Source organism: Curvibacter sp. CHRR-16 (genome assembly GCF_018474005.1).
In the GTDB taxonomy this organism is placed as follows: domain Bacteria; phylum Pseudomonadota; class Gammaproteobacteria; order Burkholderiales; family Burkholderiaceae_C; genus Allorhodoferax.
Genome location: NZ_JAHCSH010000002.1, coordinates 397,932 through 423,181, shown reverse-complemented (window position 1 = coordinate 423,181; position 25,250 = coordinate 397,932). Strand labels below are relative to the sequence as shown.

The window sequence follows — 25,250 nt, the reverse complement described above, 5'->3', positions numbered from 1 at the left end:
ACCATGTCCGACATATTGACCGACCTGACCGATGGCATTTGCACCATCACCCTGAACAGGGTGGAGAAGAAAAACGCCTTTACCCAGACCATGTACAGCAGCTGTGCCCAAGCTTTGGAAGAAGCGGCTACCAACGCCGCTGTGCGCGTGGTGCTGCTGCAGGGCGATGTGGGCGTGTTCTCCGCAGGCAACGACATTGCAGACTTTTTGGCCAATCCGCCAGCCAGTACCGATGCCCCAGTGTTCCGTTTCTTGCGTGCTTTGGTGGCATTTCCCAAGCCTTTGCTGGCTGCTGTGTGCGGCCCTGCAGTGGGTATTGGCACGACTTTGCTGCTGCATTGCGACTTGGTGTACGCCGGGGACAACGCGGCGTTTTCTATGCCGTTTGTGAATCTGGGCCTGTGCCCCGAGGCCGGTTCTAGCTTGCTGGTGCCCCAGCTTATGGGCATGCACCGTGCAGCGGAGGCGCTCTTGATGGGCGAGCCTTTCTTTGCCGAAGCAGCGCTCGAAGTGGGCTTGGTCAACCGCGTGGTGCCGCCGACCGAGGCCAATGGCTATGCCCAAGCCCAAGCCCGCAAGCTGGCGGCCAAACCACTGAGCTCGCTGGTGGAAACCAAGCGTTTGCTCAAGGGCGGCCAACAAGCCGCTTTGCTGGCGCGCATCGAGGAAGAGGCGCACAGCTTTGCCCGCATGCTGCGCGAACCCGCTGCCAAAGAGGCTTTCACCGCTTTCATGGACAAGCGCCATCCGGACTTCAGCAAGCTGTGAGTGGGGCTACCAAACTGCAGTATCGTACGCACCGCGCATGTTTTTTGCTTCCCTGTAAAACTTGAATCACTTGTATTGGAGCGTTCCTATGAATCGTCGTTTTCTTGCCTTGCGGGCTTTGGCTGCTGTTGCGGGCTTGTGTTTTTCTTTGACTGTGGGCGCGCAAGTGACCGAAAGCTCGGCCGCTCGGGTGCAGCGAACCAAAACCTTGCGCATTGGCGTGGTGGCAGGTGCCATCCCCTACTACAACAAGAATCTGGAGACAGGCAAGTGGGAAGGGTTTGGCCCTGACTTCGCGGAGGATTTGGCCAAGAAGTTGGGCGCTAAGCTCGAGTTCGTGGAGACCACGTGGGGCAACGCCGTGTTGGATTTGCAATCCAACAAAATTGATGTGATGTTCGGCATGGCACCGACCCCCGCGCGCAAGGAAGTGGTGAACTTCTCGGAGACCTTGTTCGAAAACACCTACACAGCGGTGTGCCGCAAAGGCTTGGCACCCACTACATGGGAGCAGCTCAACAAATCGACGGTAAAAATTGCGGTCGATGTGGGTTCCAGTCATGACCAGTTTGCGACCAAGTCCTTGCCACAGGCCGATGTGCAGCGCTTGGAAAACTCGTCTTCAGCCACACTGGCCCTGCAAGCGGGCAAAGCCGATTGCCAAGTCCTCGTGATCTTGCTGGCCCAGCCCTTGCTGGCCAAGCGCGCCTCGATTGGCTCGATGTATGTGCCAACCCCCGTGTTCACTGCACCTGTGAGCATTGGCTTGCAAAAAGAGGCCGATCTCACTATGCAGAAAAATGTGAACAAGTGGCTGGAAGAGTACCGTGGCCGTGGTGAAGTGCGCCGCGTGATCCTCAGCAATATGGAGAAGTTGGCAGGGGTTCCAGCCAGTGCTTTCACCGCAGATATCAAGTTCTGATTCCGATCACAGCATAATTCTGTGAGCCGCTGATGGCCGTGGGCCTTCAGTGGCTTTTTGTATTGCGTCAGCCATAAAAATTAGTTATGAACTCCGTTGAACAACGCGTCGCCGTTTTGGGTGCCGGCGTGGTTGGTGTTACTTGTGCACTGGAATTGCAACGCCGCGGTTTTGATGTGGTGTTGATAGATCGCCAGCACCCGGGCCATGAGACCTCTTACGGCAATGCGGGAGTCATCGCGCGCAGTTCGTTGGTGCCCTTCAATAACCCGACCTTGTGGCGCGCACTGCCCAAGCTGCTGCGCAACCGATCCGCGTCGTTTCGCTACGACCCCGCATTCCTAGCCCGCAATGCGCACTGGGCGCTGGCTTTCTTGTCGCGCGCTCGCCAAGTGCCTTGCAGGGAGACGACCACGGCATTGGATGCGCTGATTCGTTTGTCCATGCCAGAGCATCGGCGTTTGTTGGGTGAAGCGGGGGAGTTGCACCGGTGGCGGGAAAACGGGTGGATGTTTCTGTACCGCTCGGAACAGGCTTTTGCCGATGCCCAGTGGACACGCGATGTTCTGGGGTCGTATGCGGTATCCACGCAGGTGCTCGATGGCCACGCCTTGTCGGATCTGGAGCCTGCCTTGCGACCCATTTTTCCCAAGGCGCTGTGGATCAAAGACACTGCCTCGGTGGACAGTCCCGGTCGCGTGGTCGAAGCTTACACACGCCTGTTCGTACAGCGCGGGGGAACGCTGGTACAGCGTGAGATACGCGATGTGACGCCCCACGATGCGGGCTGGGAGTTGGGCGGTACGGGCCCCTCCATGGTCGTGAAGCAACTGGTGCTGGCAGTGGGCCCATGGGCCAAGCAACTCTTGGGACGCATGGGACTGTCTGTGCCGATGGCGTACGAACGCGGCTACCACATGCACTATGGCGCACTCAGTGGGGCAACCCTGCATCGCCCGGTGTACGACACAGGTGGTGGCTATGTCCTGTCGCCCATGGAGCAAGGCTTGCGGCTGACCACGGGCGTGCAGTTGGCAGACCTGGATGCGCCCAAGTCGCTAGTGCAGCTGGATTTGGCAGAGCGTGCGGCGCGCGAAGCATTGCCCTTGGGGGCGCGGCTGGAAGAGGATGCTTGGTTGGGCCGTCGCCCCACCTTGCCCGACAGCCGACCCGTGATTGGGCCCGCCCCCCGTTTGCCTGGACTGTGGTTGGCTTTTGGCCACCAGCATGTGGGCTTCAGTACCAGTACCGGTACTGCGGCCTTGCTCGGTGCCCTCATGCAGGGCGAGTCAACCCCCATCGATCCGCGTCCATTTTCGCCACTAAGATGGTTGAAGTAGGCAAATCCATATGCCTTGGGTTGAGGAATTTGTTGGGGATCAGGAAACCAATTACGTTAAATGAAAGAGAAAACCATGGGGAATTCTGAATTGGTGGGCAGCAGGTCACTGCGCTCGCGTTGGCTGGCGCTGCTCGTCTTGCTGGCTGTTGTGGGTGGGGCGCTTTATCTATTGCGAACCTACAGTTCCAATGCCAGTGTGAACTACGACTGGGACTTTGCCATGCTGTGGAAATACCGCAAGCTGCTCCTTTCGGGTTTGGGTTACACCCTCCTGTTCACAGTGGTCTGCGTCGTCTTGGGTTTGATCGTGGGTGTGGTCGTGGGGCTGGGGCGTTTGTCGAGTGACCCCTTCATTACCGCCCCCCTGCGTGCCTATGTGGAAGTGTTCCGTTGTACGCCCGTGCTGGTGCAGCTGGTGTGGTTTTACTACGCTTTGCCGGTGCTCACGGGCATCGAAATATCGGCCATTGGTGCCGCTACGCTCAGTCTGGCGCTGTATGGCGGCGCGTTTTATTCCGAAATTGTGCGTGGTGGGGTGATCTCTATCGACGTGGGGCAGGTTGAAGCGGCGAAAGCGCTGGGCATGACCCGCTACCAGCTGATGAAGCGCGTGGTGCTGCCGCAAGCGTTTCGGCGCATGGTTCCCCCCTTGATGAGCCAGTCCATCATGCAGCTCAAGAACACCTCGCTGTTGTCGGTGCTGGCTGTGCCCGATTTGCTGTACCAAGGGCAGGTGATTGCGCACGACACCTACCGCCCTTTGGAGGTCTATACATTCATCGCCGTGGTGTATTTCGCGGTGTTGCTGCCCATCACGCTGTGGGCCAAGCGTCTCGAAGTAGCCGCCGTCAAGGAGAGCTGATATGTCCCAACCCCTCATCCGCATTGAGAGTCTGAAGAAAAGTTTTGGTCAGACCTCCGTTCTCAAGGACATCCATCTCGAAGTCCAGCGTGGCCAAGTCGTGGCGATGATTGGCCCTTCGGGTTCTGGCAAATCCACGTTGTTGCGCTGCATTAACTTGCTGACGGTGCCTGATGGAGGGCGCATCACCGTGGGAGCGCAATCCATCGCATTCGATGGCCGCAACACTGTGATGCCGTCTGAAAAACAACTGGCTCAGTTCCGTGCCACTACTGGGATGGTTTTCCAGCACTTCAATTTGTTCCCGCACATGACGGTATTGCAGAACGTGATGGAAGGCCCTGTCACCGTGCAGCGCAAGCCCGCTTCAGAGGCGCAGGCAACGGCCTTGGCCTTGCTCAAGAAGGTCGGCCTGGCCGACCGGGCCAGCTACTACCCGGACAAACTTTCCGGTGGCCAAAAGCAACGCGTGGCGATTGCGCGTGCTCTGGCGATGCAACCAGCGGTGATGTTGTTCGATGAATGCACATCGGCGCTCGACCCCGAGCTCGTGGGGGAAGTGCTCAATGTGGTGAAAGAGTTGGCGCGCGAAGGCATGACCATGATCATGGTGACGCATGAAATTGCATTTGCCCGTGAAGTGGCCGATCAAGTCATCTTCATGCGCGATGGTGTCGTGACCGAAGCAGGCCCACCGTCTGTGGTGATCGATAACCCGCGCCAAGAAGCCACGCGCAGTTTCTTGAGTCGCTTCAGGGCCAGCGAGTCGCGCGGTGTCGGAACAACACCGCATGCGGCCTAGTGAGTGTCGTTGCAAGCTTATCCCACAAGAAGGTCTGACATGGTGAATCCCGCTCCCGCGTTCCTTGGCATTTTGATGCTGGATACGCAGTTCCCTCGCCCCGTGGGCGATGTGGGCAATGCCGAGACTTTCGCGCGCGCGGGGATTCCGGTGCGCTACACCATCGTGCGTGGCGCATCGCCGCAGCGCGTTATTAAAGAGGCTGATCCAACTCTCTTGGAACCGTTTGTGGATGCAGCGCGGGAACTGGTTGCCCAAGGGGCTAGCATGATTTCTACCAGTTGTGGGTTTTTGGCGGCCTACCAATCCTTCTTGTCGGAGCAGGTATCCGTACCAGTGCTGACATCGAGCCTTCTGCAAGGTGCATGGGTGCCTTTGCCAGGCATCGTGACCATTGATGCGGCATCGTTAACCGATGCCATTCTGGGGCAAGCTGGTGTTCCGCCGAACACCCCCGTGCAAGGCATTGAGCCCGGTTGTGAATTCCACCGCCGATTGCTCGGTAATGAGTTACAGCTTGACGTGGTGGAGGCTGAGCGCAATGTCGTGGATGCTGCCATGGCCTTGGTGGCGCGCCACCCGGAGGTGCGCAGCATCGTCTTTGAGTGCACCAATATGCCGCCCTACCGCGATGCGGTGATACGTGCTACAGGACGCCCCGTATTCGATATCGAAACCCTCTTGGTTTCTGCTTGGAACAAAGCGATAGCACGGCGATAGAGTGCTGAGTGTCCTTTGACGTGCGGCAAAGCCTATTTCCTTGGCGTAGCTATGCTGCTGTGCCATGGCACCAAACGACTTTTCCTCTGTTGCATCATCCAACGCTGCGTATGACGTCCTGATTGTTGGCGCAGGCCCAGCAGGCCTGTCGCTGGCTTTGCAACTGCAGCACAGCTTGCCCGCAGCCGCTGCGTTGCGCATTGGTTTGGTCGAACAAGCGCCGCGCAGTAGTTTGGAAGCCCCCGCTTTCGATGGCCGAGAGATTGCCCTCACCCAGCACAGCGTAGCGCTGCTGCAGCAGTGGGGGGTGTGGCAGCGCATACCCGCGCAGGCCAAATCACCGTTGAAAGATGCCTTGGTGATGGATGGCGATGACCCGTTTGCCATGACCATCAGCCATCGCGATGCTCCAGTGCAGCGCAGCCATGCGCCTCAGGAATTGGGTTTTTTGGTCGCCAACCACCACATACGCCAAGCGCTGTGGGATGCCCTTTCCCCCAGTTTGGAGCCTGCATCGCCGATGCCGCATGTGCAAACCACCTTGCTGGCCGATAGCAGCGTCCACGCCGTGGACGTGCAGGCCGATGGCGCGGTGGTGGAACTGGCTGATGGGCGACGCTTGCACACCCAGTTACTGGTGGCAGCCGATAGCCGCCATTCGGGCGTGCGCCGGGCTTTGGGCTTGGCTGCTGATATGCATGACTTTGGTCGCAGCATGCTGGTGTGCACCATGCGCCACGAGCGTGACCATGCCCACCAAGCGTGGGAGTGGTTTGGCTATGGCCAAACCTTGGCTTTGCTGCCCATGAATCCGTGCTCCGAGACAGGGATGCCCCGCTCTTCGGTGGTGTTGACGCTGCCCGCAGCCCAGATGAGGCCGGTGGAGCACATGGACGATGCCCGCTTCAATGCGGATATGCAGCAACGCTTTGCTGGCCGCTTGGGTGCCATGGCCTTGTGCAGCACACGCCATGTCTATCCTTTGGTGGCTGTGTACCCTAGGCGTTTGGTTGGCCCCCGCTTGGCGTGTGTGGGGGATGCCGCTTGTGGCATGCACCCGGTGACCGCACATGGCTTTAACTTGGGGCTGCGCAGTGTGGAGCATTTGGCCCATGCTCTGGTTCAGTCATGGTCCCAAGGGCGAGGGGTGGCTGACGCCCACGCTTTGGCGCGCTATGAACGTGCACAGCGCATGAGCAGTCAGCCCACCTTCATAGCGACACAGGCTATTACCCACCTGTACACCAGCGAGCATGCGGCAGCGCGCTTGTTGCGCCGTGCCGCTTTGCGCGTGGGCCAGCATTTGCCCTTGTTCCGGCGTGCAGTGGCTGCATCGCTTACAGGGCGGTAGCGACAGTGCCATACTCTCGCTATGAAAAAAAACGTTTTCATCGCCCTCCCCAGTCGTTGGGGGATGGTTGGCGTCACAGTGGCCATATGTTGTAGCCTGATTGCTTTGGCGTTGGGAGGGGCCTATGGGGTGTCTTGGGGGCTTGTCTCCATCCTGTGTATGGCATTGTTGCACTTCGGTATTGCAGAGCACATGCGGCGCTACCGTGCATTGCAGGAGTCGTCCCGACGGTTGATTTTGTTGGCGGAAATGAATGTCCGAGTGAATCGTGACATCTTGCTCAACGAAGACATTGAGCTCATTTACGGCACCATCTTGAATTACCTGTTCAGTGTGTTCAACACCGCCACCACCGGATCGGTGCTGATTTTGGGCGACGACGGCTATTTGACGTTTGCAGCATCGCGTGGTTTTACAGAAGAGTTCGTGAGCAATTTTCGGTTGCGTCTTGAAGATTGTTTTTTGTATCAAGTCACCGATGGTCACATCCGCGAGGCGCGGTTGATCAATCGCGAAGATTTCCATACTGTCGAAACTGTTATCAAGCCTGAAGTGTGGGAGTACAAGTCTGTCATCAGTGCTCCCATTTTTGTGGGGGATCGCCTGTTTGGTTTGCTCAACTTGGATTCATCTGTTAACGATACCTATGACATAACGGATGTCTCAATTGTTGAGCGCATACGAGCGCAGATTGAGATTGCCTTATTGGCACGCGAGCGCTACACCGACCGCATCAAGCGCTACCAAGTCGATGCCTTGACTGGGGTGCTGACACGGGGTTACTTTGACGATTTGTTTGCCCATGCCTTGCAGCAGGCGCAGAACGATAAGCAGTCCTTTGTGCTGGCCTTGTTCGATGTGGATGGCCTCAAGACGACCAACGATCTGCATGGTCACTTGGCAGGGGATCAAATGCTGATGGCTGTGGCCAGCGCGCTGTATGCCAGTTGCGGGACGCGCGACATCATGGGCCGCTTTGGAGGTGATGAATTCATCGCGCTCTACACCGGAGATTCGATGGAGGCGATAGACCAAGCGCTCAAGCAAGTGCGCAGCCAATTGCAGCCTTTGCCCATGTTGTACGGCGGAGTTGAGTTGCGCCCGGCTTTTAGCTACGGCTTAGCCCGATTCCCGCACGATGGGCAAGACCAGCAAAGTCTGATAGCGGTGGCAGACAAGCACTTGTATGCCATGAAGTTTGCTAACCGCTAGCTATTGCTTCACTTCGTCAAACCGCTTGGCTGTGAACGGTGCGGGATTGATGTAAGGCGTTTTTCCATCGAACATGTCTGCTAACAAGCGGGCACTGGCTGGACCCAGGGTGAAGCCTTGGTGGGCATGCCCGAAGTTAAACCACAGCCCACGGTGGCGGGGCGCTGCACCAATGATGGGCTTCATGTCTGGCGTGCAAGGACGTGCGCCTAGCCATGCGGTGTCTTCTACTGGTTTGCCAATTTTCAAGGCACGCGCAGCAACGCGTTCAGCCATTTTCAGTTGAACAGGGGTTGCTGGGGCGTCGCGTAAGGTCAGTTCAGCTCCAGTGGTGATGCGCAAGCCTGCGCGCATAGGGGCAAGCATGACGCCATCATCGGCACACAGCAAAGGCATGCTGAGCTGTCGTTCTACTTGGTAGTGCTTGTGGTAGCCACGTTTGACGAAAAGCGGGAAGTGGTAGCCCAGAGGGCGAAGCGCATCATCCGCCCACGGCCCCAGTGCAACGATGGCGTCAGATGCTTCGTGCAACCCGTCTTGTGTCATCACGCTCCACCCATTGGTGGTTTGCTGAAGGCTCAATGCATCGCCTTGCACGATAAGGCCACCGCGTTGTGCAAACAATGCGGCGTAGCGGGAGACCAGTTCACCGGGGTCGGATACGGCCCATGGCTCTGTCCAGTGCACGGCGCCGACAAAACGTTGTGTGATGGCAGGCTCTTCGTGCAGCAGTTCGTCCGTGCCCAGTGCGCGAAATTGCACGCCAAAGGTTTGCTGAAGGCGTTTGGCTCTTTCTACTCCTGCTTTAAAGCTGTGCTCCTGTCGCCATGCAAAACGAAAACCCTTTGGGGTGACTAGTTCCTGTGCATTGGCTTGCTCTATCCATTGGGCGTGCTCGCTGGTGGAGTTCTCTATCAGAGTGGCCCATTCCTTGCTAATTTGTGCATGGCGTGCGGGGGTCGAGGCACGCCAATACGCTATGAGTTTGGGCAGTATGGTGGGCAGGGCGCGCCAGTGGTAATGGACTGCAGGACTGAGCCCGAACGCATGCTGAATCAGTTCGCTGGGGTCGCGTGGCAATGGGTATGGCTCAACAGCCTCGCGTTGGATGAGTCCTGCATTGCCATACGACGTTTCGCGTCCCGGAGCTTTACGATCCACCACGATGACGCTGTGCCCACGCTCTTGCAGACTCAGTGCTGAGGAAATGCCGACGATGCCTCCACCTAGGACGATGGTGGTTCTTTTCATGGGTTCTCCAACTTGGATAGGGATAGGCTGCGCTTTGCAGTGCTTGGATGCATTTTGCTGGAATTTTGCTTTGACAAACATGATGCTTTTTGAAAAACATGCTTGCTCAATAGGCAAAGAATACTTAATAGGGCAGTGTTGTGTTCTCGGGGATGGTGGTCAAAGAGCCAGTTGCGCTGGCTTTGAGGTACTGAAGAAACTCTTGGCATGCAGTGGGGAGCATTCGGCCGGCCATGGTTTGGACTTCCATGAAACGCTCGTTCATTTCTCGATCGCGCAGTGGAATGGCGCACAGTTGGTGGGCTGCTGTGCGCTCTCGAATGGCCAGTTCACCACAAAGCGAGATACCACCGCCAGCAGCGGCAAAGCCAATGAGTGCATTCAGGTCGTTGCTGCTAAAAACGCTTTGGTATTGCAGGCTTTGCCTGCTGCAGCAAATGTCAAAGAGTTGGCGTAGGGTGGAGTCGATATTGCGCTCAGGCAGAGCCAGTGGATAGGTCACGATTTCGGCGACCGATAACTGGCGACGCTGGGCCAAAGGGTGGGTGGGGGCGGTGATGGCCAACACCGAGGAGGGATGGCGAAATTGCACGCGAACGCCCGATTCGGGGCTAAAGCCAAGGTTGATGCCTATGTCGCCATTGCCCTCGCGTATCCGCTTGGAAACGTCGGACTGTTTGCAGACGGTGAGCTGGAATTCAATGCCGGTGTAGCGTTTGCGAAAGGCTGCGATGGTATTGGGCAAAAAGTCCGAGGCAAATCCTGCTGTACTGACAATGTGAACCCGCCCTTGGTGCAGCCCTCGCAGCCCCTCTATTTCTGTGAGTACGCGATCGGCGTCTTGTAGTTGGCGCTGCGCATGCGCAGCCAACAGTTCACCTGCTGCATTCAATGTCATGCCGCGGGCGCGGCGTTCAAAAAGCAGGGTGTCCAGCGTTTTTTCAAGATGTGCTATTTGGCGGCTTATGGCTGATGGCGCCACGGAAAGGGTTTCGGCCGCTGCGGTGAGTGAGCCACTTCTGGCGACTTCCAAAAAATAGCGCAACGAAGTCTCTTGCAGTTCTGCGGTTTTTTTGTGCATGAAAGGTTTCCAAAAAAGCAAAGATACTTTTAGTTTTGGTTGTGGCTGGCAAAGCATGAGCAGCATAAGATGCAATCATCTATGACACAAGTCTGATGGACTCGATCAGCGAAACAACATGAGCAAGCATGCATTGCCGCACGATTCTTTGTTGGCCCTCCCTGCTGTGGAGATGCGCCGCATGATTGGTTGTAAGGAACTCTCGCCCCTTGAGTTGCTAGATGCATGCATTGCACGCATCGAGGCAGTCAACCCGCGTGTGAACGCGATCACGGCGACTTGCTTTGATCGAGCGCGTGTTGAAGCGCGACAAGCAGAGCAGCAAGTGATGCAAGGAAAGCCATTGGGCTTATTGCATGGCTTGCCACTGGGTGTTAAGGACTTAGAGGACACGGAGGGCTTGCTCACCACCTATGGCTCACCTTTGTTTCGCCACCATATTCCTCGTGCTGACAATGTGCTTGTGCAGCGTTTGCGTGCTGCGGGGGCAGTGGTGGCGGGCAAAACCAATGTGCCGGAGTTTGGAGCGGGTGCCAATTCGCGCAATGTGGTGTGGGGTGCGGTGGGCAATCCGTTTAATCCCAACCTCAATGCCGGTGGCTCATCGGGTGGCTCTGCTGCTGCCTTGGCATGTGACATGCTCCCTGTCTGTACAGGCTCGGACACGGGGGGGTCTTTGCGTATTCCGGCTGCGCTCAATGGTGTGGTTGGCATGCGCCCCTCGCCAGGTGTTGTGCCCAGTGAGCGCAAAAAGTTTGGTTGGACACCGTTGTCGGTGGTGGGGCCTATGGGCCGTACGGTGGCTGATACGTGTTTGCAGCTGGCCGCTAGCGCAGGCATGCATGGCGCAGACCCGCTGACATACCCGCTGGATAGTCAGCAATTTTTGCAGCCCAAGGAGCTTGACCTCAGCACTGTGCGCGTGGGGTGGATAGAGGATTTGGGCGTGTGCGACGTAGACCCCCTAGTGCGCCGCGCCTTCCAAGCGAAGGTGGCTTTGATGCAAGGTTGGTTTGCCAAGTGTGAACCCGTTGAGTTGGACTTTTTGGGAGCACATACTTGCTTTGATGTGCTCAGGGCTGAGAGTTTTGTCGCCAGCATGGATGCTGCTTATAGCCAAAATCCTGCTAATTTGGGCCCCAATCCGCGTGCCAACTATGAGTTGGGGGCTGCGATGAGTTTGCGGGATGTGGCGCGTGCACGGGCTGAGCAAACACGCATCACGCAAGCGTTTCAGCACTATTTTGAGCACTACGACATTCTGCTGTGCCCCACAACACCGCTGTCGCCGTTTCCATGGACATCCTTGTATGCGGACAGCATCGACGGCAAAAAACAAGAAAACTATTACCGCTGGCTAGCCTTGACCTATGTGCTGACTTTGACGGCGCATCCAGCCATCAGTCTGCCGTGTGGCGTTGATGAGTTGGGTATGCCTTTTGGCTTGCAAGTGGTGGGACGTTTTCGCGGTGATGTGCAGTTGCTGGCCATTTCACAAGCGTTGGAGAAGGCTTTTTCTACTTACCAGCAGTTGCGCCGTCCTATCCCCAATGTGCATGCCATCCCAGAGCCATTTCCATCCCTCAAATCCATCGTGACTGCGCCACCTCTGGCGGGTGATATGCAGTTGCATGCATCGGGTTCGGTGAGCGCTGTTTAACGGTTTCTTATCTATTTGATATCAAAGGAGTTTTTATGACTGGAGCTATATCGCGTCGCGCAGCCATGGGCTGGCTTGTTACCTCGCAAGCATCTCTTTTGACAGGTTTACCCGGCATGGCGCAAGCCGCGACGGAAGATAGCAAGGTGCTGCGCATGGTGCCGCAAGCTGATTTGAAGATTTTGGATCCTGTGTGGACGACTGCGACGGTAACGCGCGACCATGGTTTCATGGTGTACGACACTTTGTTTGGCATAACCGAAAAGGGCGAAATAAAGCCACAGATGGTGGACCGCTTCAAGCGCAGTGCAGATGGCAAAGAGTGGAACTTTACGCTGCGCTCGGGCTTGGTTTTTCATGATGGCGCTCCAGTAACCAGTGCTGATGTCATTGCCTCTATCAAACGTTGGGGCTCACGCATTCCAGTCGGTCAATTGCTACTGGCTGCGACCAAGAGCATGGATGCGGTCAATGAGAAAAGTTTCCGCATTGAGCTGAACCAAGCGTTTGGCTTCATGTTGGATGCCTTGGGTAACCCCAGTAACCCCTTGTTCATCATGCCCCGTCGCATTGCTGAAACACCAGGAACTACCCAAATTTCCGAGGTGGTTGGATCCGGGCCGTATATATTCAAAAAGGATGAGTACGCTCCCGGAAGCAAAGTGGTGTATGTGAAGAACCCTCAATACGTTCCACGCAAAGAAGCTGCATCTGGCACAACGGGTGGCAAGCAGGTGTATTTGGATCGTGTCGAATGGCTCGTATTGCCCGATGCACAAACACAAGCCAATGCACTGATTTCAGGCTCGGTGGACATGATTGAGCGCATTCCGCCGGAGCAATACGCGAGCTTTAAGGGCGATGCCAATATCACGCTGGAAAAGCAGGTGGGGCAAGGCGGAATCGTGATGTTTTTTAACCATCTTTCTGCGCCCTTTAATAACCCCAAAATTGCCCGTGCTGCCATGTTGGCGGTGAACCAGCAAGCACTCATGCGCGCCCAGTTTGTAGCGCCTGAGATGTTCAATACCAACCCTTCTATTTATGCCAGCGGTACACCGTATTGGTCTGACCGCACGGTAGGTTTCACGGGCAAATCACAAATTGCCGAAGCCAAAAAACTGTTGAAAGAAGCAGGATATGACGGAAAGCCCGTTGTGTTGCTGGCACCTACAGACCACGCTACCCACAATAAATACCCGCTGGTTATGGCGGCTTTGTTGCGCCAAGTGGGTTTTAACGTGGACATGCAATCTATGGATTGGCAGACCGTGGTTGCGCGCCGGGCCAAGATGGATCCGGCAGACCATGGTGGGTGGAATATTTTTATGACCGGTTTTTTTGCTGCGGACATGATGAATCCCATCACCATGCCGACACTGACTGGCAATGGCACCAAGGGGTGGTTTGGTTGGGCTACTTCGGAGAAGTTGGAGACGCTCAAAGTGGACTTCTTGATGGAATCGGATCCTGCGAAGAAGAAAAAAATCGCTACCGATATCCAAGAGGAAGCACTCTCGCAGGGACTTGTCGTGCCATTGGGTGAGTACACGCCCTACACGGCTTTGCGCAAGAACGTCAGTGGCTTGGTGAAAGCGCCGGTCAATGTGTTCTGGGGACTTCGTAAAAAGTAAGTCCTCGTGCTTTTCTGACTCCTACAAAGGGCCATAGCAATGCTTATGTTTATTCTGCGGCGCACACTAGCGACCATTCCGGTGTTGGTGGTTGTGGCCTTGATTGTTTTCATCATGCTGCATCTAGCGCCGGGCGATCCAGCAGCGCTTATCGTAGGGGACAGCGGCACAGTCCAAGATATTGCGCACATGCGGGAGCAGTTGGGGCTGAATGATCCACTGCCACTGCAGTTTGCACATTGGTTTGGGCGCTTGCTGCAAGGGGATTTAGGGCATTCGCTGTTTATTCAGCAAAGCGTTACATCCCTGATTGCGCAGCGCATTGGCCCCACGGTCTCTTTGGCGGTGTTGACCTTGGGGTTCACGCTGGCACTGGCCATTCCGCTGGGAACGATCGCAGCTTGGAAGCGCAACAGTTGGCTGGATCGCAGCCTTATGGCGGCGTCAGCACTGGGTTTTTCAGTCCCTGCTTTTGTGGTGGGCTATGCATTGATTTGGCTGTTTGGCCTGCAGTTGCGGTGGTTTCCAGTGCAGGGGTACACCCCTGCATCGCAGAGTATTGGGGGATGGCTGCATGGACTGATACTGCCTGCGCTGACGCTGTCTTTTGTCTACGTGGCTTTGATCGCGCGGGTCACCCGTGCTGCAGTATCAGAAGCCTTGACCGAGGACTATATCCGCACAGCCCGTGCGAAAGGCATATCCGAGTGGCGAGTGCTAACACGTCACGCTTTGGCCAACGCGGCTGTGCCTATCGCCACGGTGGTCGGTATTGGTATTGCATTGCTCATTACTGGTGTGGTGGTCACGGAGACGGTTTTTGCTATCCCCGGCTTGGGGCGTTTGACGGTTGAATCCGTGCTTGCGCGTGACTTTCCCCTCATTCAGGGTGTGACCTTGTTTTTCTCCTTTGTGTACGTGGTGGTTAATTTGCTGGTGGACTTGAGCTATTTGCTGCTCGATCCTCGCATCCGGTATTGAATAGGCAGGGTTTTTATGTCTTCACACAAATCTGCAAAAACCAGCGCCAGTGCGCCTTGGAAAAAGCAAGCACTGCGTTTATGGCGGCATAGACCTGTGCGCTACAGCACAGCCTTGTTGCTTTTTGTCGTGGTCTTGGTTGTTGGTGCACCCCTGTTTGGCACGATCTCCCCGGATGCAATAGACCCTTCCAATGCCAATTTGCCGTGGTGGACTGTGGCGGTGTTTAACGACTTGTCTGGTGACAGTTTTGAACACCGGTTTTTGCTAGGAACGGATGCGATGGGGCGTGACTTATGGAGTCGCATGCTCTATGGCGGCCGTGTTTCCCTGACGGTGGGCGTGGTCGTTGCATGCCTGTCCATCGTCCTTGGCAGTTTGGTGGGGTTGGTGAGTGGCTACTTCCGACGCGTAGATGCAGTCATCATGCGCTGTATGGATGGGTTGATGGCCATTCCGGCCATGCTGTTTGCCATCAGTTTGGTGGCGATTTTTGGCGCGCATCTCAGTACCTTGCTTGTGGCTATCACCATCCCTGAAATTCCCCGGGTGGCCCGTCTAGTGCGCTCGGTAGTGCTGAGCGTTCGGGAGGAAGCTTATGTAGAGGCGGCGGTGGCACTGGCGACTCCCACTATCAAAATTTTGCGCAAGCACATTTTGCCTAATGCCATGGCACCTCTGATCATTCAAGGTACATACATCTGTGCGGCTGCCATCCTGATTGAGTCTAGCCTTTCATTTTTGGGATTGGGGTTGTCTGCAGAGCAGGCAACATGGGGCAGCATCATGGCCGAGGGGCGCAGCCAATTTAACCAATACCCCCAAGTCGTTTTGTTACCCGGAACTTTGCTGGCATTGACGGTGCTGTCGGTCAATATGCTGGGGGATGCTTTGCGTGACAAGCTCGATCCCAAATTCAATAAACGCACCTAAGGCAAGTCATATGAGCAGTGCAACAAACCCTAAGAGTTCGTCTTCTGCGCAGGAGGCAGTCCTGTCAGTGCGCAATCTGGCGATTCAGTTACCTTCTGGGGCTGATCGTACGCATGCGGTGAGCGGCATTTCATTTGATGTGCATGCAGGAAAAATTGTGTGTTTGCTCGGGGAGTCAGGGTCAGGGAAATCGGTCATTGCCAGTACGGTGATGGGGCTGATGCCAGAGGGCTTGAGGGCCGATGCCGGACAAGTACTGTTGATGGGGAACGATGTTTTGCAGTGTTCACAAGAGCACATGCGAACCATACGAGGTGCCCAAGTGGCGATGGTTTTTCAAGAGCCCATGACAGCACTTAACCCGGTTATGGCGTGTGGCGAGCAGGTGGAGGAAATGCTGGCGCAGCATACGCCTTTGAGCAAAGCCCAAAGGCGCGCACGTGTGTTGGAAATATTCCAGCATGTGCGCTTGCCAGAGCCTGAGCGCATTTATGCCAGTTTTCCGCACCAACTCTCAGGCGGGCAACGCCAGCGAATCGTGATAGCCATGGCCTTGATACTCAAGCCAGCATTGCTCATTTGCGATGAGCCAACAACGGCGCTGGATGTCACCACCCAAGCAGAAATTCTCAAGCTGATTCGCGAGTTGCAAGAAGAGAGTGGGACAGCCGTTTTGTTTATTACCCATGACTTCGGGGTAGTGGCTGAAATTGCTGATGAAGTGGTGGTGTTGCAGCTGGGCAAGATGGTGGAGCGCGGCAGCAAAGAGCAGGTGTTAACTGCCCCCAAGGAGTCTTACACGCAAGCCTTGTTGGATGCGGTGCTGGAGCTGGAGCCTGCTGCGCGTCCTGTAGTGTCGAATGAATATCCGCTTTTGGAAGTGCACAACCTTTGCAAAACGTATGAAACACGGCGTTGGCCAGCCAAGCCGCGTTTGGTGAAGGCGGTCAACGACATTTCTTTGCGCTTGCGCGCTGGGGAAACCATTGGCATTGTGGGTGAGTCTGGTTCCGGTAAATCCACCTTTGCACGTTGCATAGCACGTTTGATAGAACCCAGCGCAGGGGACATTTTTTCCGATGGGCGATCTGTGGCACATGCCAGTGTGAGCGATTTGCTGCCCTACCGGAAAACCTTGCAAGTGGTTTTTCAAGACCCTTATCGTTCACTGAACCCGCGGCAAACCGTGGGTGAGTCCATTATTGAGGGGCCTTTGAATTTCGGCGTTGATCGTACCCAAGCGTGGGCGGAAGCCGAAGAATTGATGCGTTTGGTGCGTATGCAGCCCGATGCTTTGCACCGCTACCCGAGTGAGTTTTCCGGTGGGCAACGCCAGCGTATTTCGATTGCACGTGCGCTGGCTTGTAAGCCCAAGGTGTTGATTGCTGACGAGGCTGTCTCTGCGCTGGATGTATCGGTGCAAGCGCAAATTTTGCGTTTGCTCGATGAAATTCAGCAGCGATTGCAAATTGGCATTCTCTTTATCACCCATGACCTGCGTGTGGCTAGTCGCATTTGTGATCGGATCATGGTGTTGCACCAAGGGCAGTTGGTGGAAGAAGGGGACGCTAGCACGGTGTTTCGCGCACCGCGCAGCGATTACACGCAAAAGCTGCTGGCTGCCGCACCAGGCAGAGGGTTCCAGTTTGCCCGTTCGGGCGCTCACTGAGGCGTGATCACCTTGGGCTGGCCGTTGTCGTCGATGGCCACGTAGCTCAAGGTGGCCTCGGTCACCTTGTAGAACTTGCCTTGGTTGGAAAAGCGTTCGGCGTACACATTGACTTTGACGGTCACTGAAGTGCGGCCCACGCGGGTGACTTTGGCGTAAAAGCTGAGCAAATCGCCCAACTTCACGGGCAGCAAAAACAGCAATTCCTTGACGGCCACCGTGACCATGCGGCTGCGGCTGTGTCGATAGGGCAGCACCGAACCGGCCAAGTCCACTTGGGCCATGAGCCAACCCCCAAAAATATCGCCGTTGGCATTGCAGTCCGATGGCATGGGAATAACTTTGAGCACCAGCTCTTCATCGCTGGGAACTTGATCTGGAGAAATAGGAGTGTGATCCGTCATAGGACAATGCTGTTTTGATTGGTTTGAATAATTCACTCTATTGTCCTGTATGCGCCGTTACGCTGCTGATCCCATTCCCGAACCATCGCAGGCCACAGGGCCTGTCCGTAGCGACTGGCGCACTTTGCAGCGCTTGTTCCCCTATCTGTGGCAGTACAAGTGGCGCGTGTTGATCGCGCTGGCTTGTATGCTGGGAGCCAAGCTGGCCAATGTGGGCGTACCCATGTTGCTCAAGCACATGATCGATGCATTGAATCCCAACCTATCGACGCCAGCAGGGGCCGCACAGGCTTTGTTGGTAGTGCCTGTGGCCTTGCTGGTGGGTTATGGCGCTTTGCGTTTGGGCAGTTCTGTGCTCAATGAGTTGCGTGAACTGGTCTTTGCCAAGGCCACCGAGGGTGCTTCGCGTGCTATTACGCTGCAGGTTTTTGAGCATTTGCATGCCTTGAGCCTGCGTTTTCACTTAGAGCGCCAAACGGGCGGTATGACGCGCGACATCGAGCGTGGTACACGGGCCGTGAACTCGCTCATCAGTTACTCCCTCTACAGCATCGGACCGACCTTGATTGAGGTGGTGCTGGTACTCACCCTTTTGGGGGTGCAGTTTGATGGGTGGTTTGTGCTGATCACTGCCTTGGCTTTGGTGGTGTACATCACTTTCACTGTGACGGTGACGGAGTGGCGCACCCAGTTTCGCAAGCGCATGAACGAACTCGATAGCAGCGCACACAGCCGAGCTATCGATTCGCTGTTGAACTACGAAACCGTTAAGTACTTCAACAACGAAGCCTTTGAAGCCAAGCGCTACGACGAAAACCTGGAGCGCTATCGCCAAGCCGCCGTGAAGAGCCAGCGCACGTTGTCGCTGCTCAACAGCGGGCAGCAATGCATCATCGCCGTGGCCTTGGTGGTCATGCTCTGGCGTGCGACCCAAGGTGTTGTCGATGGACGCATGACTTTGGGCGATTTGGTCATGGTCAATGCCTACATGATCCAGCTCTACATACCGCTCAATTTCCTAGGTGTGATGTACCGCGAAATCAAACAAAGCCTGACCGACTTGGACAAGATGTTCGTGCTCTTGGAGTGTGAGCGAGAAGTGGCCGATGCCCCCGATGCGTTGCCATTGCAAATCGGCTCTCGGCACAGTGATGCGGCGCAGGCCGATGTGGAGTTTGACAACGTGGTGTTCGCCTACGACCAGCGTACCGGCCACGAGCGCACGGTATTGCACGGTGTGAGTCTGACCATTCCCGCTGGCAAGACGGTGGCAGTGGTGGGGCCCAGTGGCTCAGGCAAGTCCACTTTGGCGCGCTTGCTGTTTCGCTTCTACGACGTGCAGAGCGGCAGCATCCGCATTGGGGGGCAAGACATTCGCCAAGTGACGCAAAGCAGCTTGCGCCAAGCCATAGGCATCGTGCCGCAAGACACCGTGCTGTTCAACGACACGGTGGCCTACAACATCGCCTACGGTCGCCCCAAAGCCACGCAAGCCGAGGTGGAGGCGGCGGCCAAGGCTGCGCACATCCATGACTTCATTGCCCGCACGCCACAAGGCTACGAGACGCGGGTGGGCGAGCGAGGACTCAAACTCAGTGGTGGTGAAAAGCAGCGTGTGGCCATTGCCCGTACCTTGCTGAAAAACCCGCCCATTCTCATATTTGACGAGGCGACCAGTGCGCTCGACAGCGCCAATGAGCGCGCCATTCAGTCTGAGTTGCAGCAGGTGTCGCACAATAAGACCACGCTGGTGATTGCGCACCGCTTGTCTACGGTGGTGGATGCGCATGAAATCGTGGTGCTGGAGCATGGTCGTGTGCTGGAGCGTGGCACGCATGCTGAACTGCTGCAACGCCAAGGACGCTATGCCCAGATGTGGGCGTTGCAGCAAAGCGGGGACTCCCCAACGACAGTTTGATGGACAAATGGATATGCGGTTTTTTGTGTTGATTGGATTGGCCGCGCTGTGGTGGTTGGCGCGTAACTTTGAGCAGCGCCAGCGCATCGTGCAACTGAGCCAAGCCTTGGGGCGCTATGAAATAGAAAAACTCATGGAAACCGTCATGGACGGTTACCTGCGTGCGATGGGGGAGGCGGCGGCTGATCGGCGTGAACAGGTATTGGCGTATTTGCGTCCGCTGGAACACAAGCTGTGCCAGCAACTCGCGGCATTGGCGGCTGACGTGGCTACCCAACCTGCGGCAGTGTGGCGCATCAGTAGGGTGCCGGTGGCATTGCCGTACGCCACGCAGTGGTTGTCAGGCTTGACGGTGGATGCGCGTGAGTTGTTGGCATTGCATGCCAAAGGCTTGGGGCAAGTCATAGACAACCAAACTGGACGCAGTGAGCGTGAGCGCGCCTATATGGCTTGTGCCGAGTTGCTGCTTTTGCAGCACACCTGCCACTGGTTTTGCCGCTCTAGGTCGATTGCTTCGGCACGCCTGATGGCGCGCCACCAAACGCGCTATGCCCAAGTGGTAGCCAGCGTAAGCCCTGCTACCCGTTCTGCTTATGCTGCAGCACTGGCCGCGTAACGTTGAATTTGGTTGATGTGCTGGGTGCCGGTGTACACCGCGATATCGGCCATGCGCATCAAGTCCAGAGCCAAGTGGGCATCCACTGGGGCCAAGGCATAGCCAATGCGGGCCCCCAAATACACCTCGTAATGCCCTAGCTGTAGCGGCTCTACGACCAAGTGAAGCAGCTTGTTGCCGATGTCCAGCGCTTGTTCTGGATTGCGCAACTGAATGGCCATGACCGCAAAGCTGTTTTCTCCCCAGCGACAGACGGTATCACTGCCACGCAATTGGCTCTTGAGTCGCATACCGATTGCGCTCAGTACATCATGCTGCACGGCCAACCAATCGGCATCGTTGCTGGAGTCGATCAGTTCGGGATTGATGATGTAAACCGCCGTCAGGAATCGGTGGTGTGATTGTGCCAAGGTCACTTCTAGACGTTGCATGAAACCCGAGCGCAGCATCAACCCCGTGTGCAAGTCGGTTAGCAAGGTGGAGTCTTGCAGTTGTTGGTCTTTCTCAATCAGTTGCAATTGGCTGTGCGACATTTTGCTGCGCATGCCCAGCATGAACATGAACACCAAGATGTCAACCAGCGAGCCGATTTGCATCGAATGCAGCGTCCAAAAATTGGCGTCCAGTTTGCCATGCACGATCTGGGCCATGATCACTGCTGTGGCGGTGTAAAAGGCCAAGTTGGCCAAGAACACCAAGCCCAAGCGTTCACCATCGCGCCGCCAGCGCCGCCAAGCCAAAGGGGTGGCAACCAACACCGGGATCAAGGCGTAGGCACTGGCTATTTTCGTGCCTGTGGCGGTGTTGATGATGTTGAGTCCATAGAGCAAGCACAGCAGCGCAGTGAACACAACACAGCCCAGCATAAAAAGGCTCAGCCCCCAGTGGGGGCGGCCTTGTGGTGGGCGCAGCAAATGCTCGCTAAATAGCAGCGAGCCAGTGGCGGCCACCATACTGCCAATGAGTCCAAGGTGGATTTCTAGCCATGCATTGCCATCCCACACATACTGGGAGCCCAAGCCATGGAACACCAAGAAAAACATCTCCATGCCGCAAATCAACAGCACGTATTTGAAATACAGACTATCGCGTAGCAACACCCATTTGCCCACGCTAAACACCAGCAGTGCCAAGCACAGTCCATTGATGACACCTTGTAGCAGCAGCTCGTTTTGCTGCATGCGCTGGAAATAGGCAGGCTTTTCTATGCTGATGGGTAGGATGAATGTGCCGCTGGAGCCCACACGCAGGTAGATGTCGTAGTCGCTATTGGGTTCTAGATTGATGTTGAATGCATGGGTGGCGACGGCGATGGGCCGCTCGCTAAATGGCATCAAATTGCCTTGCAAAAAGCGTTGCTCCACATCGCCTTGGTGCACCACATACAAATCCAGCAGATTCAAAACAGGAAAGCCCACATGCAGCACAAAAGGCGTTTGCACCGACAAGTGGGTGCGCAGTGGGATGTGCAGCCAATAAAACTGTACTGGCTGGTCCTCCAGTGGCGGGCGCGCAATGCCCAGTGTTTGGTAAGCCGAGGTGGGCTTTTGGAATTGCGCTGTGGATGCCATCACCGTTTGGATGCTGATGGGCTCCCCCTCCTCTGGCAGCACGGTAACCCATGGCCATACAGCCACATTGGCGGTGTCTGCTTGCAATAGCACCGCTTCTTGCGCCCCACTGGCTGTGGGGGACAAGCACATTAGCAACCACAAGGCAGTCAGTGCAGAGCGCAAGAGTAAAAGCATAGTGGGGCTAGGACGTGGATTGGCGCAGCGCAGACAGCGGTGCATTGGCAGCAATTTTCTTGCTAAGCCACCGCTCTAAGCGGTTTTGCCAGTGGGCCGAACGGGAGCACTGGCCCAGTTGAGCGACCGATTGTCGCACCGGATTGAGCAGATGCTCTGGCAGTACCAAGGGCCGGGTTTGGTCAAGCAATAGGTGCTCCATAAAGTGGTAGCCCACCACGCGGGTGAGCATGACGGAGAGGCTGCATCCCAAGAGGCTGTCTATGCAGCGGATCAAGCCCATGCCGGTGTTGAACGCTATGCGTGAAAGCAAAGGCGTGGGCCCATTCAAGCCCAAGGCTTGCACGGCCACCTCGCCACACCATTGGCGTGTGAGCAGGACTGGCCATGGTTTGGCCAATTTCCACGGGATCACGTTGGCCATGGTTTGCATCAGGGCGTTGGCCAGAGGGGGGCGAGGGTCGGGGCTGATGCGAGCCGGAGCGCAGCGTGCTTGCATCGTGTCAAACAGTACCTGGGCTTCTTCCATGGTGTGGGCCATGAGTTCGGCGCGAATGCCCAGCAAATGCCCCGTGACGTTCCAGCAGTGCAGGTAAGCCTCTTCGTCGGCTTGGGGCAATGCTTGCCCCAACTGGCGCAAGGTGCGCAAGAACACGTAGGAGAAGGTCAGCAGGGTGTAGGCCATCTCCTCTTGGTTGCAGGGCAGGCCATCGCGTCCCAAATGCCAGCCGTTAAATAGCAAGGACTGGTACAGGCTAGCTTGCAGCGGTTTCTGCTGCGCGGCGATGCTGCCTTGCAGCCCAGCGGCCCACTGTGTGGCCACGGTTTGTAGGGCTTGTTGGGGTGTTTCCCGCAGGATCAAGTGGCGAATGGTGGAGTGGATCAGGCGTACCTTGAGTATTTGGGCAATGCCGCTGCCACTGGGGTCGGTCAGACCTCCTGGGAACATAACAGGGAAGATCATGGCCGCCGTGCTGCGAATGCGGTGCTCGGTATGGGCTTCTAACTGACCAGCAATGTGCAGTACGGTAGACAAGTCTTCGGGTACATAGCACTCGGGCAAGCTGGCACAAAACAGTGACAGGCATGACAGTGTGCTGTGGTCTAAAAATATTTGTTCCGCACGTTGAATCTTGCCAGTATCAGCCCAAGCGGGCAGTGCCATGCCTTGCTGCAAATAGTCTTGCAAGGCTTGGGTGATGGTCGGATCCAAATGGCCTACAGGCTTCCAATTGTGCAGACTGGCGTTGCTGTTCCAGTGCGCAAACTGGCGTGTTACTTGTGCCAAGTGGTTGCAAGCTTGCTCGGCTTGCGGGGTGTTGGGTACCAGAGGAGTGAGTCCCACAACGGCTGCAATGGTGTTGTCGGCCAAGGGGTCGGCGGCAAAGCGCATTTGCCGCAAAGTTTCATCGCTTGCGGTGTGCACTTTGGCGCGGGCGCGTTCGGCTTGCACACGCTGCTTCCAGCGCCACCAGCCAGCCAAAGCCAGCAGCACGGGTGTGCCCATGGCAAACACGGCAATGGCACGGGTTTCGATTGGATCGCCCGAGAAGATTTGGATCACCATGGAAAAGCTGTACAGACCAATAGGCAGCAGCGGCATCCACACAGGCAAGTCGGGCGCTGGTTGGTAGGGTTGGTTGCGCTGCAGCCAGCTGAACACCGTCACGATGGTGGTGGAAACCAACATCCAGCCCACAAAGCCTTGCAGCGTTTCGCCAAACCAGCCGCCATCAGTCTTGGTCATGATCCATGCCTTGATCACGTACACCATGTAGGGATCACCACCCAGATCAAACGAAGTCACCACCATGCCGCACAGCAGTGCGATGTAAAAACTGCTCCAGCCGGTTTTGGCCTGCCAAACTGGCTGTTGGCGCACGATCAGGCTCACGATCACATAGGCCTCGTAGCACAGGGCAAACCACATCATGGGAATGACGGCTGGCACATGGCCTAGCTGCCAACCCAGCACATTGGTGTAGGTGTAGCTGCCAAAGAACCAGCCTTTGGTGGCCCCCATTTCCTCGGCAAACCAACCCAGCAGACCTGCTGTGACTACAAAGGTGAGTGCTGCGCTAGAACCCATGGTTTGGCTGGCGTTGTGCCAACTGACAGCAAACATGATCAGCGAGCAAACCACCATCGCGATGGTGATGGGCTGACCGCTTTGGATGGCTTGCACCATCAAAAAGACCGCCGCGGCGAGGAAAAGCAGCCGCGCAAAAATCGATACAGAAGGCTTCATGGCATCAACCCTTGGAACAAATTGTGAGATTGGTGATTAGATTGTCATTTCTTTCACAATCGAGCATTCTGGCAAAAAGACAGACAATCTGCCGCCAAGATTCCTACTTATTGAAGGACACGCGATGGAAACCAAATGGCTTGAGGACTTTGTTTCCTTGGCTGAAACACGCAGCTTCAGCCGTTCAGCGCAGTTGCGTCATGTGACGCAGCCTGCTTTTTCACGCCGTATTCAGTCTTTGGAGGCGTGGGCAGGGACGGATTTGGTCGATCGAAGTAGCTACCCCACTCGCCTGACAGCAGCAGGCCAAACCCTGTATGACCAAGCTTTGGAAATTCTGCAGTCCCTGCAGTCCACCCGTGCCATGCTGCGCGGGCACAACGTGACGGCGCAGGATGTGGTGGAGTTCGCTGTGCCACATACTTTGGCTTTCACCTTTTTTCCTGCGTGGGTCTCCGATTTGCGGGTGCACTTTGGGCATTTCAAAAGCCGCCTTATTGCGCAAAACGTGCACGATGCCGTGATGCGCTTGGTCGAAGGCAGTTGCGACCTGTTGATTGCCTACCACCACCCATCCCAGCCCTTGCAGCTAGATCCCGAGCGCTACGAGATGGTGACGCTGGGCCAAGAGCCACTGGCCCCCTATGTGCGTCCCGATGCCGAAGGTCGGCCACTGCACGTGCTTCCCGGCCGGGCAGGAGCGCCATTGCCTTATTTGGGCTACAGCGCTGGGGCCTACATGGGGATGATGGTCGATCTCATCTTGAAACAAGCTGATACCCCCGTACACTTTGATCGGGTGTATGAAACCGATATGGCCGAAGGACTCAAAGCCATGGCCCTTGAAGGGCATGGCGTGGCCTTTTTGCCATACAGCGCTGTGGCTCGCGAACTCAGCGCTGGCAAGCTGGTGAGCGCACTGACCCCACCGACCCAGCATTTGCAAATCACCATGGACATTCGCGCCTACCGCGAGCGCCCCGAAGCCAAGAGCAGCTCCAAGCCTCAGGGCAAGGTAGCCAGCAAACAGGCTGCAGCCGGCAAGAGTGCGGCCCAAGCTTTGTGGGATTATTTGGGGCAACAGGTTTTGGCGTGAATGTTGCTCTGCGCTATCGTGACGTTTCTACA

Annotated in this window: 21 protein-coding genes; 16 read left to right on the top strand and 5 right to left on the bottom strand. The window is 56.3% G+C overall.

Translation table 11 applies throughout. The features are described 5' to 3' along the window. Positions 1–3: 3 nt before the first annotated feature. The 8 genes from KIK84_RS05520 to KIK84_RS05485 all read left to right on the top strand — a co-directional run bounded on the left by KIK84_RS05520 (position 4) and on the right by KIK84_RS05485 (position 7,979). Positions 4–768, top strand: a complete 765-nt coding sequence (locus tag KIK84_RS05520) for an enoyl-CoA hydratase (RefSeq protein ID WP_214122031.1) — start codon at positions 4–6, stop codon at positions 766–768. 88 nt (positions 769–856) lie between these two features. Continuing rightward, the gene (locus KIK84_RS05515; RefSeq protein WP_214122029.1) at positions 857–1,690 is read left to right on the top strand and encodes a transporter substrate-binding domain-containing protein; all 834 of its coding nucleotides are present in this window, start codon (positions 857–859) and stop codon (positions 1,688–1,690) included. 86 nt (positions 1,691–1,776) lie between these two features. Continuing rightward, positions 1,777–3,030 (top strand): NAD(P)/FAD-dependent oxidoreductase, encoded by a 1,254-nt coding sequence (locus KIK84_RS05510; RefSeq protein WP_214122028.1) that lies wholly within the window; start codon positions 1,777–1,779, stop codon positions 3,028–3,030. Between the two features lie 222 nt (positions 3,031–3,252). Next, a complete protein-coding gene (locus KIK84_RS05505) occupies positions 3,253–3,894 on the top strand; it encodes an amino acid ABC transporter permease (protein ID WP_250207813.1) in 642 nt (213 codons plus the stop codon). A gap of 1 nt (position 3,895) precedes the next feature. Beyond that, positions 3,896–4,696: an amino acid ABC transporter ATP-binding protein gene (locus KIK84_RS05500; RefSeq protein WP_214122025.1), complete on the top strand. Its 801-nt coding sequence runs from the start codon at positions 3,896–3,898 to the stop codon at positions 4,694–4,696. Between the two features lie 39 nt (positions 4,697–4,735). Beyond that, entirely contained in the window at positions 4,736–5,416 is a 681-nt protein-coding gene (locus KIK84_RS05495; protein ID WP_214122023.1) for an aspartate/glutamate racemase family protein, read from the top strand. Between the two features lie 64 nt (positions 5,417–5,480). Beyond that, on the top strand, positions 5,481–6,767 hold the full coding sequence (gene ubiM / locus KIK84_RS05490; protein WP_214122022.1) for a 5-demethoxyubiquinol-8 5-hydroxylase UbiM: 1,287 nt from the start codon (positions 5,481–5,483) through the stop codon (positions 6,765–6,767). 21 nt (positions 6,768–6,788) lie between these two features. Then, a complete protein-coding gene (locus KIK84_RS05485; RefSeq protein ID WP_214122020.1) occupies positions 6,789–7,979 on the top strand; it encodes a sensor domain-containing diguanylate cyclase in 1,191 nt (396 codons plus the stop codon). On the opposite strand, the gene KIK84_RS05480 is transcribed toward KIK84_RS05485, so the two are convergent. Then, positions 7,980–9,230, bottom strand: coding sequence for an NAD(P)/FAD-dependent oxidoreductase (locus KIK84_RS05480; protein WP_214122018.1), 1,251 nt, complete (start codon positions 9,228–9,230; stop codon positions 7,980–7,982). A 124-nt stretch (positions 9,231–9,354) separates the two neighbouring features. Beyond that, positions 9,355–10,311, bottom strand: coding sequence for a LysR family transcriptional regulator (locus KIK84_RS05475; RefSeq protein ID WP_214122017.1), 957 nt, complete (start codon positions 10,309–10,311; stop codon positions 9,355–9,357). Between the two features lie 118 nt (positions 10,312–10,429). Here KIK84_RS05475 and KIK84_RS05470 point away from each other — a divergent pair, with 118 nt between their 5' ends. From KIK84_RS05470 to KIK84_RS05450, 5 genes are read left to right on the top strand one after another with little or no spacing between them, the layout of a single operon-like run. Then, complete coding sequence (locus KIK84_RS05470) at positions 10,430–11,971, top strand: amidase (RefSeq protein WP_214122016.1); 1,542 nt, start codon at positions 10,430–10,432, stop codon at positions 11,969–11,971. Between the two features lie 35 nt (positions 11,972–12,006). Then, positions 12,007–13,605: an ABC transporter substrate-binding protein gene (locus KIK84_RS05465; RefSeq protein ID WP_250207767.1), complete on the top strand. Its 1,599-nt coding sequence runs from the start codon at positions 12,007–12,009 to the stop codon at positions 13,603–13,605. A gap of 39 nt (positions 13,606–13,644) precedes the next feature. Beyond that, entirely contained in the window at positions 13,645–14,586 is a 942-nt protein-coding gene (locus KIK84_RS05460; RefSeq protein WP_214122015.1) for an ABC transporter permease, read from the top strand. A 15-nt stretch (positions 14,587–14,601) separates the two neighbouring features. Then, positions 14,602–15,519 carry an ABC transporter permease gene (locus KIK84_RS05455; RefSeq protein WP_214122013.1) on the top strand — a complete coding sequence of 306 codons (918 nt, stop codon included), beginning with the start codon at positions 14,602–14,604 and terminating at the stop codon, positions 15,517–15,519. A 10-nt stretch (positions 15,520–15,529) separates the two neighbouring features. Further along, the gene (locus tag KIK84_RS05450; RefSeq protein ID WP_214122012.1) at positions 15,530–17,188 is read left to right on the top strand and encodes an ABC transporter ATP-binding protein; all 1,659 of its coding nucleotides are present in this window, start codon (positions 15,530–15,532) and stop codon (positions 17,186–17,188) included. Here KIK84_RS05450 and KIK84_RS05445 read toward each other — a convergent pair. Next, complete coding sequence (locus KIK84_RS05445; protein ID WP_214122010.1) at positions 17,182–17,592, bottom strand: acyl-CoA thioesterase; 411 nt, start codon at positions 17,590–17,592, stop codon at positions 17,182–17,184. The genes KIK84_RS05450 and KIK84_RS05445 overlap by 7 nt on opposite strands. Positions 17,593–17,641: 49 nt before the next feature. Between KIK84_RS05445 and KIK84_RS05440 the strand changes: the two genes are divergently transcribed. Together KIK84_RS05440 and KIK84_RS05435 are read left to right on the top strand one after the other, a co-directional pair. Next, positions 17,642–19,510 (top strand): ABCB family ABC transporter ATP-binding protein/permease, encoded by a 1,869-nt coding sequence (locus KIK84_RS05440; protein WP_214122009.1) that lies wholly within the window; start codon positions 17,642–17,644, stop codon positions 19,508–19,510. Positions 19,511–19,517: 7 nt separating this feature from the next. Next, positions 19,518–20,126, top strand: a complete 609-nt coding sequence (locus tag KIK84_RS05435; protein WP_250207766.1) for a hypothetical protein — start codon at positions 19,518–19,520, stop codon at positions 20,124–20,126. Here the strand turns inward: KIK84_RS05435 and KIK84_RS05430 are convergent. Both KIK84_RS05430 and KIK84_RS16550 read right to left on the bottom strand, forming a co-directional pair. After that, the gene (locus KIK84_RS05430) at positions 20,102–21,874 is read right to left on the bottom strand and encodes a 7TMR-DISM family protein (RefSeq protein WP_214122008.1); all 1,773 of its coding nucleotides are present in this window, start codon (positions 21,872–21,874) and stop codon (positions 20,102–20,104) included. The genes KIK84_RS05435 and KIK84_RS05430 overlap by 25 nt on opposite strands. A gap of 7 nt (positions 21,875–21,881) precedes the next feature. Further along, entirely contained in the window at positions 21,882–24,122 is a 2,241-nt protein-coding gene (locus KIK84_RS16550) for a carotenoid biosynthesis protein (RefSeq protein ID WP_250207765.1), read from the bottom strand. A 124-nt stretch (positions 24,123–24,246) separates the two neighbouring features. Between KIK84_RS16550 and KIK84_RS05415 the strand changes: the two genes are divergently transcribed. Further along, positions 24,247–25,218: a LysR substrate-binding domain-containing protein gene (locus KIK84_RS05415; protein ID WP_214122007.1), complete on the top strand. Its 972-nt coding sequence runs from the start codon at positions 24,247–24,249 to the stop codon at positions 25,216–25,218. Positions 25,219–25,250 lie beyond the last annotated feature (32 nt).

Bases quoted from the DNA above. Each gene is read 5' to 3' on its own strand.
- KIK84_RS16550 (WP_250207765.1), bottom strand. From the start codon at position 24,122: ATGAAGCCTTCTGTATCGATTTTTGCGCGGCTGCTTTTCCTCGCCGCG.
- KIK84_RS05500 (WP_214122025.1), top strand. From the start codon at position 3,896: ATGTCCCAACCCCTCATCCGCATTGAGAGTCTGAAGAAAAGTTTTGGT.
- KIK84_RS05510 (WP_214122028.1), top strand. From the start codon at position 1,777: ATGAACTCCGTTGAACAACGCGTCGCCGTTTTGGGTGCCGGCGTGGTT.
- KIK84_RS05475 (WP_214122017.1), bottom strand. From the start codon at position 10,311: ATGCACAAAAAAACCGCAGAACTGCAAGAGACTTCGTTGCGCTATTTT.
- KIK84_RS05465 (WP_250207767.1), top strand. From the start codon at position 12,007: ATGACTGGAGCTATATCGCGTCGCGCAGCCATGGGCTGGCTTGTTACC.
- ubiM (WP_214122022.1), top strand. From the start codon at position 5,481: ATGGCACCAAACGACTTTTCCTCTGTTGCATCATCCAACGCTGCGTAT.
- KIK84_RS05415 (WP_214122007.1), top strand. From the start codon at position 24,247: ATGGAAACCAAATGGCTTGAGGACTTTGTTTCCTTGGCTGAAACACGC.
- KIK84_RS05485 (WP_214122020.1), top strand. From the start codon at position 6,789: ATGAAAAAAAACGTTTTCATCGCCCTCCCCAGTCGTTGGGGGATGGTT.
- KIK84_RS05450 (WP_214122012.1), top strand. From the start codon at position 15,530: ATGAGCAGTGCAACAAACCCTAAGAGTTCGTCTTCTGCGCAGGAGGCA.
- KIK84_RS05520 (WP_214122031.1), top strand. From the start codon at position 4: ATGTCCGACATATTGACCGACCTGACCGATGGCATTTGCACCATCACC.
- KIK84_RS05515 (WP_214122029.1), top strand. From the start codon at position 857: ATGAATCGTCGTTTTCTTGCCTTGCGGGCTTTGGCTGCTGTTGCGGGC.
- KIK84_RS05495 (WP_214122023.1), top strand. From the start codon at position 4,736: ATGGTGAATCCCGCTCCCGCGTTCCTTGGCATTTTGATGCTGGATACG.
- KIK84_RS05435 (WP_250207766.1), top strand. From the start codon at position 19,518: ATGGATATGCGGTTTTTTGTGTTGATTGGATTGGCCGCGCTGTGGTGG.
- KIK84_RS05440 (WP_214122009.1), top strand. From the start codon at position 17,642: ATGCGCCGTTACGCTGCTGATCCCATTCCCGAACCATCGCAGGCCACA.
- KIK84_RS05430 (WP_214122008.1), bottom strand. From the start codon at position 21,874: ATGCTTTTACTCTTGCGCTCTGCACTGACTGCCTTGTGGTTGCTAATG.
- KIK84_RS05455 (WP_214122013.1), top strand. From the start codon at position 14,602: ATGTCTTCACACAAATCTGCAAAAACCAGCGCCAGTGCGCCTTGGAAA.
- KIK84_RS05460 (WP_214122015.1), top strand. From the start codon at position 13,645: ATGCTTATGTTTATTCTGCGGCGCACACTAGCGACCATTCCGGTGTTG.
- KIK84_RS05480 (WP_214122018.1), bottom strand. From the start codon at position 9,230: ATGAAAAGAACCACCATCGTCCTAGGTGGAGGCATCGTCGGCATTTCC.
- KIK84_RS05505 (WP_250207813.1), top strand. From the start codon at position 3,253: ATGCTGTGGAAATACCGCAAGCTGCTCCTTTCGGGTTTGGGTTACACC.
- KIK84_RS05445 (WP_214122010.1), bottom strand. From the start codon at position 17,592: ATGACGGATCACACTCCTATTTCTCCAGATCAAGTTCCCAGCGATGAA.
- KIK84_RS05470 (WP_214122016.1), top strand. From the start codon at position 10,430: ATGAGCAAGCATGCATTGCCGCACGATTCTTTGTTGGCCCTCCCTGCT.